Source organism: Enterococcus sp. S183_ASV_20 (assembly GCF_018919685.1).
GTDB lineage: Bacteria > Bacillota > Bacilli > Lactobacillales > Enterococcaceae > Enterococcus > Enterococcus faecalis.
On sequence record NZ_JAHLRI010000016.1, the window covers coordinates 1 to 12,835 of the forward strand.

At 40.4% G+C, this 12,835-nt stretch carries 14 protein-coding genes and 1 pseudogene; 14 read left to right on the top strand and 1 reads right to left on the bottom strand.

All coding sequences use genetic code 11. The features are described 5' to 3' along the window. Nucleotides 1-78: 78 nt before the first annotated feature. The 11 genes and pseudogenes from KQI94_RS07595 to KQI94_RS07645 form a co-directional block, all read left to right on the top strand. Nucleotides 79-729: pseudogene (locus KQI94_RS07595) on the top strand (iron-containing alcohol dehydrogenase); the annotation flags it as partial. Nucleotides 730-741: 12 nt separating this feature from the next. Further along, a complete protein-coding gene (locus KQI94_RS07600; protein WP_002354902.1) occupies nucleotides 742-1,578 on the top strand; it encodes a PTS sugar transporter subunit IIC in 837 nt (278 codons plus the stop codon). A gap of 20 nt (nucleotides 1,579-1,598) precedes the next feature. After that, nucleotides 1,599-2,471, top strand: a complete 873-nt coding sequence (locus KQI94_RS07605; protein ID WP_002354903.1) for a PTS system mannose/fructose/sorbose family transporter subunit IID — start codon at nucleotides 1,599-1,601, stop codon at nucleotides 2,469-2,471. Nucleotides 2,472-2,492: 21 nt separating this feature from the next. Next, the gene (locus tag KQI94_RS07610; RefSeq protein WP_002354904.1) at nucleotides 2,493-2,999 is read left to right on the top strand and encodes a PTS sugar transporter subunit IIB; all 507 of its coding nucleotides are present in this window, start codon (nucleotides 2,493-2,495) and stop codon (nucleotides 2,997-2,999) included. Nucleotides 3,000-3,076: 77 nt separating this feature from the next. Further along, nucleotides 3,077-3,529 (top strand): PTS fructose transporter subunit IIA, encoded by a 453-nt coding sequence (locus KQI94_RS07615; RefSeq protein ID WP_002354905.1) that lies wholly within the window; start codon nucleotides 3,077-3,079, stop codon nucleotides 3,527-3,529. Between the two features lie 23 nt (nucleotides 3,530-3,552). Beyond that, a complete protein-coding gene (gene uxuA, locus KQI94_RS07620; RefSeq protein WP_002391152.1) occupies nucleotides 3,553-4,626 on the top strand; it encodes a mannonate dehydratase in 1,074 nt (357 codons plus the stop codon). Between the two features lie 4 nt (nucleotides 4,627-4,630). Next, complete coding sequence (locus tag KQI94_RS07625; protein WP_002359031.1) at nucleotides 4,631-5,284, top strand: bifunctional 4-hydroxy-2-oxoglutarate aldolase/2-dehydro-3-deoxy-phosphogluconate aldolase; 654 nt, start codon at nucleotides 4,631-4,633, stop codon at nucleotides 5,282-5,284. 168 nt (nucleotides 5,285-5,452) lie between these two features. Next, complete coding sequence (locus KQI94_RS07630; RefSeq protein WP_002368453.1) at nucleotides 5,453-5,923, top strand: ASCH domain-containing protein; 471 nt, start codon at nucleotides 5,453-5,455, stop codon at nucleotides 5,921-5,923. 175 nt (nucleotides 5,924-6,098) lie between these two features. Beyond that, the gene (locus KQI94_RS07635) at nucleotides 6,099-6,317 is read left to right on the top strand and encodes a YdbC family protein (protein WP_002381076.1); all 219 of its coding nucleotides are present in this window, start codon (nucleotides 6,099-6,101) and stop codon (nucleotides 6,315-6,317) included. A 16-nt stretch (nucleotides 6,318-6,333) separates the two neighbouring features. Further along, on the top strand, nucleotides 6,334-7,218 hold the full coding sequence (locus KQI94_RS07640) for a YicC/YloC family endoribonuclease (RefSeq protein ID WP_002368452.1): 885 nt from the start codon (nucleotides 6,334-6,336) through the stop codon (nucleotides 7,216-7,218). A 55-nt stretch (nucleotides 7,219-7,273) separates the two neighbouring features. Next, entirely contained in the window at nucleotides 7,274-7,579 is a 306-nt protein-coding gene (locus KQI94_RS07645) for a hypothetical protein (protein ID WP_002383233.1), read from the top strand. 43 nt (nucleotides 7,580-7,622) lie between these two features. On the opposite strand, the gene KQI94_RS07650 is transcribed toward KQI94_RS07645, so the two are convergent. Further along, on the bottom strand, nucleotides 7,623-9,104 hold the full coding sequence (locus KQI94_RS07650) for a DUF1958 domain-containing protein (RefSeq protein ID WP_002391150.1): 1,482 nt from the start codon (nucleotides 9,102-9,104) through the stop codon (nucleotides 7,623-7,625). A 222-nt stretch (nucleotides 9,105-9,326) separates the two neighbouring features. On the opposite strand from KQI94_RS07650, the gene gmk reads away from it, so the two are divergent. The 3 genes from gmk (at nucleotide 9,327) to priA (ending at nucleotide 12,835) form a co-directional block, all read left to right on the top strand. Next, nucleotides 9,327-9,941 carry a guanylate kinase gene (gene gmk / locus KQI94_RS07655; RefSeq protein ID WP_002354915.1) on the top strand — a complete coding sequence of 205 codons (615 nt, stop codon included), beginning with the start codon at nucleotides 9,327-9,329 and terminating at the stop codon, nucleotides 9,939-9,941. Nucleotides 9,942-9,945: 4 nt separating this feature from the next. Further along, nucleotides 9,946-10,248: a DNA-directed RNA polymerase subunit omega gene (gene rpoZ, locus KQI94_RS07660; RefSeq protein ID WP_002354916.1), complete on the top strand. Its 303-nt coding sequence runs from the start codon at nucleotides 9,946-9,948 to the stop codon at nucleotides 10,246-10,248. A gap of 154 nt (nucleotides 10,249-10,402) precedes the next feature. Beyond that, entirely contained in the window at nucleotides 10,403-12,835 is a 2,433-nt protein-coding gene (priA, locus tag KQI94_RS07665) for a primosomal protein N' (protein WP_002368450.1), read from the top strand.

Below are 12,835 nucleotides of genomic sequence, written 5' to 3' on the forward strand. Positions count from 1 at the left end.
AGATCAAGAGGAACTGATCCACTTGATCTCCAATTATTCTAAGATTTCTCTTTACCAACATCATTTGACAAAGAGCCGTTTTTAATCACTGATCCTAAGTTGCTTCTTGATGCGCCCCGTGATTATTTTGTCGCTGGTTTAGCTGATACGTTAGCGAAATGGTATGAATCAGAGACCATTTTACGCCAAGCCCATTTGCAAGGGGAACCCTTTTTACAATTAGCGGGAGCGACCGCCAAGCTTTCGCAAGAAGCGATTATGCGGGACTCAAAAGCAGCCTTAGCAGCGATGGATGAGGGCAAACTCACGCCTGAATTTGTCCATCTTTCAGAAATTGTTTTCGCTGTTTCTGGATTAGTCGGCGGCTTCGGCGACAAATACGCCCGCAATGCAGCAGCACACGCCATGCATGATGCTATGAGTAAATTTTTACCAAAAAGTCATGACTATTTACATGGCGAAAAAGTAGCTTACGGCATCTTCTATCAATTAGCATTGGAAAAAAGGTGGGCCATCATAGACGCATTAATCCCCTTTTATCAAGAGCTAAACTTGCCCATGTCGTTACGACAAATGGGCCTTTACCCAGAAGAAGAAGCAGTACTCGATGCAATGGTTCAATTTATTGATTCAAAAGAAAAGGTTCATTTAATTCCTATTGAGATTTCGCAAGAACGTTTACGTCAAGGGATTGAAGAGCTAGAAAAGTATATCCAAAACCAAGGATAAGAAGGAGGAACTATGGAAACGTTAAGTGTTTTACAAAGTTTGATAATGGCGCTTTGGGTGGCAGCAATTATGTCCAGATGGCTTGGAGGAGGAGCAACGTTAACGTTGCGTTTCTCGCCCTTAATGACAGGGTTAGTAGCAGGTTTAGTGATGGGCGATGTCCCGAAAGCGATGATCGTCACCGCAGCATTACAAATGATTTACATGGGTGTTTTTTCACCAGGTGGCTCTATGCCAGCAGAACCATCAATTGCGGCAGCGATTGCTGTGCCAGTTGCGTTGCTAGGAAATTTGAAGCCGGAAGCGGCTATCGCCGTAGCGGTTCCTGTCGGTCTTTTAGGAAGTTATTTATATCAATTCCGTTTCTTTATTAACACGTTTTTAGGGAAGTATACCGATCGTGCGGTGGCTGAACTAAATTCTAAAAAAATTGCCCGCTCAATTATCTGGTATCCAACGATTGCCTCATTTATTTTATTCGTTCCATTAGTCTTTTTTGCTCTTTATCTAGGGGCACCAGTCATTGCCGATATTATTAAAGCATTAGAAGGAACCGTTGTGATTCACGTGTTAGAAGTAGTCGGTGGTGGTTTAGCCGCAATTGGGATTGCGACAACGGTCTATGTCATTGGTCGAAAAGATTTCTTGGTTTTCTTTTTCCTTGCATACTTCATGAGTATCGTCTTTAAGTCATTGGAAATTACCATGGTAACGTATGCCATCTTTGGCGTAATTATTGCGTTAATTTTTGTGCAAGTCCAAAAAGGCAAACCTGTAGCAGAAAGTGCTGGTTCCGCCAGTGCCACCACTGATTTTGATGATGATGACGATTACGATGACGGGTTTTAAAAGAAAAAGGAGGAACTGAAATGACGGAAACAACAGAAAAAGTCGTGCCGAAAACAACGAATTTAGCACCAGAAGAAATTACCAATAAAGATGTTACAAAAGCCTATCTCCGTTGGCATTTTGCCAATGAAATTCCCCATTCCTTTGAACGTTACTTGGCGCCTTCGTTATTGTACGCAATGATGCCACTTTTAAAGAAATTGTATAAAGACGATGAACAATTAAAAGCCGCTTATATGCGTCAACTGCTGTTTTTCAATACGCAATTAAGTTGGGGCGGCGGGGTCATTACTGGGTTGATGGCTTCTATGGAACAAGAGCGGGCCAAAGAAGAACATGAAGGCCGCGAAATCATGATGCAAGATGATTTAATGTATAACACCAAAGCTGGCTTGATGGGCGCGTTAGCTGGGATTGGTGATGCGATTGACTCAGGCACGGTTCAATATATTTTTATTGCGATTGCGGTGCCGTGGGCGCAACAAGGTAGCGCATTAGGTGCGATTTTCCCATTTGTGGCGTTTGCTCTTTATCAAGTACTGTTAGGTGTGTTCTTTGCGAGACAATCCTTCAAAATGGGGCGGAATGCCACAGGCTTAATGCAAAGTGCGGGGATTCAAAAAGCCATTGAAATGTTATCTGTTTTAGGGTTGTTCATGATGGGGATTTTAGCTGGTAATTATGTCAAAGTTTCTTCAACTCTTCAATTTAAACTTTCTGGCCGTGAGTTTGTGGTTCAAGATATCCTTGATCAGATTGTCCCAGGACTCTTACCGCTAGCTGTTGTAATGGGCGTGTATTGGTTCTATACGAAAAAAGGCTTGAAAGTTACGCAAGCATTATTGTGGTTAACAGGTATTTTAATTGTCTTAGCAACAGTCGGTATTTTATAAAAAGAAAAGGACGTGAATCAGATGGGCGTAGTAAATTTAGCAAGAGTAGATGAACGATTAATTCATGGACAAGTGATGGTGACCTTGTCCCAAAAAAGTGGTGTTAATTCCATTTTCGTTGTCGATGAAGTGGTGGCAAAGGATAAATTTATGCGTGATTTATACAAAAGTGCAGGCAGTCGGACAGGACAAAAAACCATTGTCATTACGCCGGAAAAAGCCAAATTTTATTGGGATGAATACCAATTCAAAGAGTACAACTGTATTTTAATCGCTAAAACCGTCTCTGTAATTTATGACTTAGTAAAACACGGAGTCCCTATGAAGGAGTTAAACATCGGCGGTATTGCACAGAAGAATCCAGAAAAAGATTTATTAGTAACCAAATCAGTTTATTTAAACAAAGAAGATGCCGAAAAATTAAAAGAACTACATGAGGTGTATGGCGTAGAAGATATTTATTTCCAAGCAACGCCTTCTGCACCAAAAACTAGTTTAAAAGAGGTTTTAGGCAAATTTAATTTATAAAAAAGGCCAGTCGCTTGAGTCATTGCATGACTGTTTGAAGTAATGACTCAAGCCACTGAATTGAAGGAGGAACTTTTATGTTAGGGATTGTGATTGCTACACACGGTGCACTAAGTGACGGTGCGAAAGACGCAGCTACCGTGATTATGGGCGCAACCGAAAATATCGAAACCGTTAATCTAAATAGTGGAGACGATGTCCAAGCACTAGGCGGACAAATTAAAACAGCGATTGAGAACGTCCAACAAGGGGATGGCGTGTTGGTCATGGTTGACTTATTAAGTGCGAGTCCTTACAATCAGGCAGTTTTGGTGATTAACGAACTCGAACCAGCTCTACAAAAGAAAATCTTTGTGGTGAGTGGTACCAACCTACCAATGGTCTTAGAAGCGATAAACCATCAATTATTGGGCACACCGATTGCTGAAGCGGCGCAAGCGATTGTTGCGCAAGGCAAAGAAAGTGTGCAAGCATGGGATATTTCTATGACTTCCTTTGAGGACGAAGAGGATGAGGACGATGATTTTTAAGAATGTAGTAAAGGGTGAAAGCAATGAAATGGGGATTTAGATGGTACGGAGCGGCAGGCGATGCCATTCCGTTAAAACATATTCGACAGATTCCAGGAATTACTGGTGTTGTCGGTACCTTGTTAAATAAACTACCAGGTGATGTTTGGACAGTAGCCGAAATTCAGGCACTTAAACAATCGGTGGAACAAGAAGGATTAGCACTTTTAGGAATTGAAAGTGTTGCTATTCATGATGCCATTAAAGCGGGAACGGATCAACGAGACCACTATATTGATAATTATCGCCAAACGTTGCGTAACTTGGGGAAATGCGGAATTTCCTTAGTGTGCTACAGTTTCAAACCTATTTTTGGTTGGGCTAAAACGGACTTGGCGTATGAGAATGAAGATGGTAGCTTATCGTTGTTATTTGATCAAGCTGTGGTAGAGAACATGCAGCCAGAAGACATGTATCAATTGATTCACAGTCAGTCAAAAGGATTCCGGTTACCAGGTTGGGAAGAGGAGCGTTTGCAACAATTTCAAGAATTGAAAGCCATGTATGCCGGCGTAACGGAAGAAGATTTGGTCGAAAATTTGCGCTACTTTTTAGAACGTGTGATTCCTGTCTGTGAAGAAGAAAATATCAAAATGGGGATTCACCCCGATGATCCACCTTGGGAAATTTTTGGTTTGCCAAGAATCACTAAAAATTTAGCGGATTTAAAACGGATCCTTTCCTTGGTGGACTCACCAGCAAATGGGATTACATTTTGTACAGGTTCCCTCGGTGCGGACCCGACGAATGATTTGCCTACTATGATTCGTGAAATAGGTCACAGAATTAATTTTGTTCATTTCCGCAATGTGAAGTATTTAGGTGAGCATCGTTTTGAAGAAACGGCGCATCCTAGTATCGCTGGTTCGTTAGATATGGCGGAATTAATGCAAGCACTGGTAGACGTAGGGTATGAAGGCGTTATTCGTCCTGACCATGGGCGGGCAATTTGGGATGAAAAAGCGATGCCTGGTTATGGTTTATATGATCGAGCAATGGGGTTGACCTATATTCAAGGACTGTACGAAGCAACCAAAGCCAAACAAAATAGGAAGTGACAGAATGGAAACAAAAGTTGAAAAAAATCAACTGTATCAACAATTAGCGACATGTAAACTTTTACCACTATATACTGCAACAGATTTACGCTATTTGCCACAAGTAGAATCAGTCTTAGTAGAAAACGAATTACCGTTTATTGAAGTCACTTTTCGGAGTCAGCTGGCCTTGCCTGCCATCAAACAACTTGCTGCTTCAGGGAATTTAATTGTGGGCGCAGGAACTGTTAGAACCTTGAAAGAAGCCCAAGAGGCAGTAGCGAACGGTGCACAGTTCATTGTTTCCCCAGCGATTGTTCCAGAAGTCATTGATTTTTGTCTGGCAAATGAGGTTCCTATTTTTCCAGGAACAGCTACGCCTGGGGAGATTCAGCGAGCGCTGGCGTATGGCTTACGAGTGGTTAAATTTTTCCCAGCCGATATTTACGGCGGGTTAAAAGCCATCAAAAGTTTAAGTGGCCCGTTTTATGATGTTCAATTTTTACCAACTGGTGGGATTGATGAAACAAACTTTATAGAGTATGTGGAAGCAGAAGAAGTATTAGCAGTGGGCGGTTCCTTTATTTTATCAGAAAAGATGCTTCAAGAAGATGAAGCTTCGGCACGCCAGCATGTTCAATCTTTACTCACGAAAATCAAAGAACGACAAGCAAAATAAAAAGATGGGCTAAGTTTTGTTACTTAGTCCTCTTTTTTTTTCTGTCCAAATACTACTGACATTATTTTAGTTTTCATTTTGTAAAAATAGTATAGGAGAAAAGCAATCAGTTATGTATAATTAGTGAAAGAAGGTTGCGTGAAGTAAAAATAAAAAGGAGAGCAAAGGATGTTAAAAAATGTAGAAGTGTTCTGGCAAAACTTTTTAGATAAACATGAATTAGATATGCTGATGCCCGATGTGTGGATGTTTGGTGATGGCTCTTCTGAGATGGGTAATCGTTTGGGTCAATTGGTTGTTTCTGGTCGTAAGACAGCGACATGTTCTTCTTTAGATATTTATAAGATGGAAGGAGAACAACTCCCTAAAGCTGGTCAATACGACATAATTTTAGATGGTCAGTCTCAACCGCTGGCTATTATTCGAACAACCAAAGTTGAAATTATGCCCATGAACAAGGTCTCAGAATCTTTTGCGCAAGCAGAAGGTGAAGGAGATTTGACATTGGATTATTGGTATGAAGAGCATGCGCGGTTCTTTAAAGAAGAACTGGCCCCCTATCAGCTACAATTTTATCCCGACATGCTGTTAGTTTGCCAAAGTTTTGAAGTGGTGGATCTTTATACAGAAAAAGAATAAACAGAGAAGCGGTGACTGACACGATTGAAACGAGCAGTCGTCGCTTTTTTTACTGATTTTTTGAAAAAGTTGCGTATGTTTATATAGACAGGGTGATAGAAAAGAGATGTGTATTTTAAGTGTCGAGGAAAAGATGGTACAATAACCTAAGGAATACTAACAAGGAGTGAATGTTATGAAAGAAGAATTTTCATATGAAATTTTAGAAGAAGTCGCTGTGTTATCTGAGAATGCTCGTGGCTGGCGTAAAGAATTAAATTTAATTAGTTGGAATGGTCGTCCACCAAAATTTGATTTGCGTGAGTGGGCCCCTGATCACGAAAAAATGGGTAAAGGCATCACCTTAACTAACGAAGAATTTGCTGAATTAAGCAAAACAATTAAATCCATGTAAAAGGAGCACCCTGTCAATGAAAAGTATGACTGGATTTGGAAAAAAGACCATTCAAAATGAAAATTATCAATTGGATGTCGAAGTCAAAAGTGTCAACCAGCGGTTTTTAGATATTCAGTTGCGTATGCCAAAGGAACTGAATGCCTATGAACTGGTGATTCGGCAAGTAATCAAACGCACGTTAAAACGTGGACGTGTGGAAGTCTATGTAAATCTCCAAAAAATCGGCAACAATCAAAAAGAAGTTCGCGTGCAGTGGGACTTAATTGATCAATTATTAACTTCGGTAGATCAACATTTAAAGGAAAACTATCCGGAAGCAACGTTTGATGCAGGGGACACGGTCAACCATTTATTAAAGCAAAATGATTTTGTCGAAATAGTGGAAGCAGAAATCGTTGATCAGACATTTGAACCATTTCTTGTTCAAGCATTTGAAGCAGCCATCACTAGTCTTGACCAAAGCCGTGTGCAAGAAGGAACGCAAATTAAACAAGTCCTGCTTGACTACGTAGCAGTGTTGACCCAATCAATTCAAGAGCTGCAAGCATTTGTGGTCGTTTTTGAACAAGAATACCGTCAACGTTTTGAAGCGAAATTAAACGAATGGTTAGGTAGCCAAGTGGATGAAACACGCTTATTAACAGAAATGGCCATTTTATTGGAAAAAGGCGATATTCATGAAGAATTGGATCGTTTAAATATCCATATTGATAAGTTGCATCAGTTGCTTGATGAAACAGAACCAGTGGGCCGAGAACTAGATTTCTTAATTCAAGAAATGAACCGTGAAGTCAATACGATTGGTTCGAAATCAAGTCCAATTGAAATAAAAAATAGTGTCGTTCAAATGAAAACAACCTTAGAAAAGATTCGTGAACAAATTCAAAATGTCGAATAGAGAAAATGGTTTCGTGTTTTTCCAGAAAACGCTATAATATAGAAGTAACGAATAAATGACAGAGGTGAAAGCAATGACTAAATTTTATGATGTAACCTTTCAAGAATTAAGTGGTCGTTCTGTGGTAAAAACAGAAGTCGCTTCAGACAGAGAACCATTTGACGTCTGGCAAGATGCTTGTGCAAGCTATTCTGAAACAGAATTAAATATCCAAATTAACGAAGACACGTTTGTAACTTTAAATCGTCACTTTGTTGTTCGGATTGACGTAAAAGAAGTCGACGGCCCTGTCGACAAACAAGTTCGTCGTCGCGATGAATTGATGAACGTGGTCAATACGCTTTCTAATATGGGCTTATAAAAAATACCACCAAGCATTTCACGCTTGGTGGTATTTTTAAGAATTAGAATAAAAGAAACAAGCCAATGGCGCAAAGGAAAGAAAGGACTGCGGCACTTAAAAAGATTGTCCGCATGGATGCAGTTTTACTGCTTTCTTTGCCGTGTTTTTTCTGACGTTCTAAACGTTTTTGAAGCTGACGGGTAATTACTGAGAAAATCAGCCCGAAAAGGACTAAAACACTTGTGGCAATCGATTTGGGAATAAAATGATTCGGTTCTGCAACGGTGGTATCCCCAGAATGTTCGTTTGATTCTTCCGCAGCTTCAGCTGTTGTTTGTTTTGGCTTAACTTCTTGGTAAGCCACTTTAGGCGCTTGAACAGTACTATTTAACAATGTCAAAGGCGTGTCGACTTGCACTTGCCCTGCTACTAATTTAAAAGTAGGCTGACTGCCTTTGGGAACGACACCGTATAAATCGTTAGCCAAAGTGACTTTTTTGTGATCAATGGTTTGTGGTCCTTTGTCTAAAAGTTTTTTGCGTTCGTATGTCGTATAGGCATAGTCCAGCAAAGCATTTCCAGCCACATGCCGTTCGTATTCACCATCTTGGTTTTGCCAATTACCAACGCCTAAAATGACTTCAATTAAACGAAAATCTCCTTGTTTGACAGTCGCAATATAGTTAAAGCCGCCTGTTGGACTAGAGCCTGTTTTTAAACCATCCACGCCTTGGTAGCCATACTTAGCGCCTGGTAAAGAATAATTGTACGCTTCAAAAGTTTCCTCGTAAGGCGTTCCGACCATTGTTTTCACCACTGGCTTATTGGTGATTTCTAAAATTTCTGGATAATTTTTCAGAAAGTGATAGGTTAGTGAAGCTAAATCTCTAGCTGTAGAGACGTTATCTCCATTTGGATCAATTCCTTGCATTTGATACAGGCCGTTAAAGGCACTTGCTTGCGCCCCACTGCAGTTGTAATAGGTAGTATTTGTCATCCCTAGTTCAGCCGCTTTTTGATTCATTAAATGAACAAAGTCAGTAGGCTGGTTCCCTGAAATTAAGTTTGCCAACATGAGAGTCGCCACATTAGAAGAGGGGACAGCAATCATTTTTAACAGTTCACGGACTGGATAAGCAACACCTAACGTAATTTTGTTATTACTAATGGCATATATTTTAGAAATATCGACATCTTTTTGCGTAGCAGTCACAGTCGTATCCATTGTAAATTTTCCTTGCTCCATTGCTTCAAAGGCCAAGTACATGGTCATCACTTTGGCAATACTGGCAGGATTCCACGCTAAATCTGGTTGCTGCGACCAGAGAATTTCTCCAGAATCAGCATCAACAACGATGGCTGCTTTGGGAATGCCATCCGCTTTCAGGGTTGTCCCCATTTTTTTAGCAATTGCGGTAATATCTTCTTCTGCGTGAGTCACAGTAGGTTGGGCAAAAAAGGCCCCACAACTGACAACTAAGCCTAGCAGAAACAATGTAAATGGTTTAATTCGTGCGATGTTTCTCAGTCCTTTCTTATTCACGTTTTTTCATCCTAAAGGAGTCATCACTTCATTTTACTTAAAAAATGGCTGCCTGTATAGGAATTCTAGGTAATTTGTTTAAAAAAAGAACAAGTTATGAAAGCCAAATTAAAGAAGAAATGTTATTTTTTCAGTGAATCTCCAAGAAAGTCTTGAAAATTGCAGAAAAAAAGTGCAAAATAGAACTAATAGTGTGAAATTATGTTTTGAAAGGAAGTCGTTATGTCAGAGCGCGGGTTATTAATCGTATTGTCAGGTCCTTCAGGAGTGGGGAAAGGGACTGTAAGAAAGGCTATTTTCGACAGTGAAGAAAATGATTTTCAATATTCAATCTCAATGACCACTCGGAAACAGCGAGAAGGCGAAGTGGATGGAGTAGATTACTATTTCCGTTCAAGAGAAGAATTTGAAGCGATGATTGAAGCTGGAGAAATGTTGGAATATGCGGAATATGTTGGTAACTATTATGGGACACCATTAACGTATGTTAACCAGACGCTAGATGAAGGCAAAGACGTCTTTTTAGAAATCGAAGTCCAAGGGGCTAAACAAGTCAAAGACAAAGTGCCTGATGGCGTATTTATCTTTTTGACACCCCCCGATTTAGCGGAATTAAAATCAAGAATTATTGGCCGCGGAACAGACGAAATGTCTGTGATTGAAGAACGAATGGCTGTAGCCAGAGAAGAAATCGAAATGATGGCGCTGTATGATTATGCGGTAGTGAATGATGAAGTTCCTTTAGCCGTGCAACGAATTAAAGACATTATCGCGAGTGAGCACTTCCGTGTTGACCGTGTAATTGGAAAATATATTAAAATGTTAGAGGAGATGTAGCCTTATGATGTTAAAACCGTCAATTGACTCATTGTTAAAAGAAGTCCCTTCAAAATATTCTTTGGTTATTTTAGCAAGCAAACGTGCGCATGAATTAGATGAAGGCGTTCAACCAACCGTTGAATCCTTTGATTCTGTAAAAAGTGTGGGTCGTGCGTTAGAAGAAATCGAAGCAGGAACAGTGATCAGTGATCCAAATCCTGAAGAAAAACGTGAACGTCTACGCATTGAACGTGAAGAACGCAAACGCCAACGTGAACAAGAACAAAAAGAATTAGAAAACCGTTTACGTGACGAAAAAAATTAATTGAATGATTGTCAACGAATGGAGAAAGCCGTCTGTCTATTTCAGAGGCTTTCTCTTCGTTTATTCTGAAAGGTGCCAACGAGACACACAAGACAAATCAGTCAATCTTTAGTACAATAGGCAAAGAGAATTTACATAAAAAGGAGGACGCACCATGCAAAAAGTAGCCAAAGTTATTGTGGATGTACCAACGATGCAAACCGATCAACCATTCACTTATTTAGTTCCTGAAAATTTAAATGAGCAATTGGCTGTCGGCATGCGTGTAGAAGTGCCTTTTGGTAACGGTAATCGGCATGTTCAAGGGTTTGTTCTAGCCATTGAACCAGTGGCTGCAACGGTTCTTGACGAAACCAATGTTCAGTTGAAAGAACTAGTGGCGGTGTTGGATTTAAAACCTGTCTTAAATACAGAAATGTTGGCTTTAGCTGATTATATGAAGGAAAAAACGTTTGCCTTTAAAATCACTTGTTTGCAAACCATGTTGCCTAGCGTAATGCGTGCCGATTACCAAAAATATATTTATTTAACGGATGAGCTTTCTGAAGAATTACAAGATCAGTTATTTTATGGTTTAGAGGAAATTTCGTGGGACCAAGCGCAAGAACGTGGGCTTTTGCCTCAACTAATGGCGTTGCGTAAACAGCAAAAAGTCGATATTCGCTACGAAGTTACGACGAGAAATAAAGTCAAAATGGTCCGCTTCATTCAAGCCGCTAAGGAATTTGAACAACTAGAGGAAATTCGTTTGGGGTTACGCAAGGGAGCTAAGAAGAAAGGGCAACTTCTTTACTATTTACAACGCTTGGGCACTGAAAAAGTCACCGCTGTGAAGGAAATGAAAGAATTAGGTTTCAGTACCGCGCTTTTAAATGAAGCGGCCAAAAACGGCTGGTTAACGTTCATTGAAAAAGAAGCGTATCGTGATCCGTTTGCTAATCAGACGTTTGAAAAAACGACTGCGTTATCTTTGAATGCAGAACAACAGGTGGCTGTGGAAACAATCTTACAATCGGTCCAAGAACAGCAAAGCCAAACCTACTTATTGGAAGGTATTACAGGAAGTGGGAAAACAGAAGTTTATCTACAGGTCATTGCAGAAGTTCTTAACCAAGGCAAAACAGCCATTATGCTTGTCCCTGAAATTTCTTTAACTCCGCAAATGGTGCAACGCTTTAAAAGTCGCTTTGGCGAACATGTTGCTGTAATGCACAGTGGCTTATCGCAAGGTGAAAAATACGATGAGTGGCGGAAGATCGAACGAGGAGAAGCGGAAGTGGTGGTTGGCGCGCGTTCAGCCATTTTTGCGCCAATCGAAAACATCGGTGTGATCATTATTGATGAAGAACACGAGGCAAGTTATAAACAAGAAGAAACCCCCCGCTACCACGCGAGAGATTTAGCGATTTGGCGTTCGGAGTACCATCATTGCCCTGTTGTTTTAGGTAGTGCCACGCCGTCCTTGGAATCACGCGCTCGCGCACAAAAAAATGTTTATCAGCGGTTACGATTAACACAGCGTGCCAATCAAGCGGCAACCTTGCCTACGATTGATGTAGTGGATATGCGGCAAGAAGTAGAAAATGGCAATGTCTCTTCTTTTTCCATGTCGTTGCAAGAAAAACTCCAAGAACGCTTAGAGAAAAACGAACAAAGTGTTCTCCTACTTAATCGCCGTGGCTATTCGTCATTTGTGATGTGTCGCGATTGTGGCTATGTGTTGCCGTGTCCGAATTGTGATATTTCCTTGACTTTGCATATGGATAGTAAAACAATGAAATGTCATTATTGTGGGCATGAAGAACGGATTCCTTATCGCTGTCCTAACTGTGGCCAAGATAAAATTCGCTACTACGGAACAGGCACACAAAAAGTAGAAGAAGAATTACAAACGTTATTACCAGACAGTCGTATTCTCCGAATGGATGTTGATACGACCCGTCGCAAAGGTGCGCATGAAAAGATTTTGCGAACATTTGGTGAAGGACAAGCGGATATCTTATTAGGCACACAAATGATTGCCAAAGGACTGGACTTTCCAAATGTGACGTTAGTCGGTGTCTTAAATGCTGATACCGCCTTGAATTTACCCGATTTTCGTTCCAGTGAACGGACCTTCCAGTTATTGACACAGGTCAGCGGTCGCGCTGGTCGCGCTGAAAAACCGGGGGAAGTCATCATTCAATCTTTTAACCCCGAGCATTATGCGATACAATTGGCAAAAGCCCAAGATTATGAAGATTTTTATACAAAAGAAATGTATATCCGTCATCGTGGGGATTATCCGCCGTACTATTTTACGGTCCAAATTACGGCTAGCCATCCTGAAGAAAATGAAGCAGCGAAACAAATGTTTCAAATTGCGACGAAATTAAAACAAGGCTTATCGCCGCAAGCTATTTTGTTGGGACCAACGCCTAACGCAATTATGCGTGTCAATAATCGATACTTTTATCAAGTGATTATCAAGTATAAACAAGAACCAATGCTTCAACCATTATTGAAAGAAATTTTAACCGATACACAACGAGCAACGGCTCGTGGTTTAAAGCTTTCCATTGATGCAGAACCCATGAATTTTATTTAA

Bases quoted from the DNA above. Each gene is read 5' to 3' on its own strand.
- gmk (WP_002354915.1), top strand. From the start codon at position 9,327: ATGTCAGAGCGCGGGTTATTAATCGTATTGTCAGGTCCTTCAGGAGTG.
- KQI94_RS07610 (WP_002354904.1), top strand. From the start codon at position 2,493: ATGGGCGTAGTAAATTTAGCAAGAGTAGATGAACGATTAATTCATGGA.
- priA (WP_002368450.1), top strand. From the start codon at position 10,403: ATGCAAAAAGTAGCCAAAGTTATTGTGGATGTACCAACGATGCAAACC.
- KQI94_RS07615 (WP_002354905.1), top strand. From the start codon at position 3,077: ATGTTAGGGATTGTGATTGCTACACACGGTGCACTAAGTGACGGTGCG.
- KQI94_RS07635 (WP_002381076.1), top strand. From the start codon at position 6,099: ATGAAAGAAGAATTTTCATATGAAATTTTAGAAGAAGTCGCTGTGTTA.
- KQI94_RS07625 (WP_002359031.1), top strand. From the start codon at position 4,631: ATGGAAACAAAAGTTGAAAAAAATCAACTGTATCAACAATTAGCGACA.
- uxuA (WP_002391152.1), top strand. From the start codon at position 3,553: ATGAAATGGGGATTTAGATGGTACGGAGCGGCAGGCGATGCCATTCCG.
- KQI94_RS07640 (WP_002368452.1), top strand. From the start codon at position 6,334: ATGAAAAGTATGACTGGATTTGGAAAAAAGACCATTCAAAATGAAAAT.
- KQI94_RS07600 (WP_002354902.1), top strand. From the start codon at position 742: ATGGAAACGTTAAGTGTTTTACAAAGTTTGATAATGGCGCTTTGGGTG.
- KQI94_RS07630 (WP_002368453.1), top strand. From the start codon at position 5,453: ATGTTAAAAAATGTAGAAGTGTTCTGGCAAAACTTTTTAGATAAACAT.
- KQI94_RS07645 (WP_002383233.1), top strand. From the start codon at position 7,274: ATGACAGAGGTGAAAGCAATGACTAAATTTTATGATGTAACCTTTCAA.
- rpoZ (WP_002354916.1), top strand. From the start codon at position 9,946: ATGATGTTAAAACCGTCAATTGACTCATTGTTAAAAGAAGTCCCTTCA.
- KQI94_RS07605 (WP_002354903.1), top strand. From the start codon at position 1,599: ATGACGGAAACAACAGAAAAAGTCGTGCCGAAAACAACGAATTTAGCA.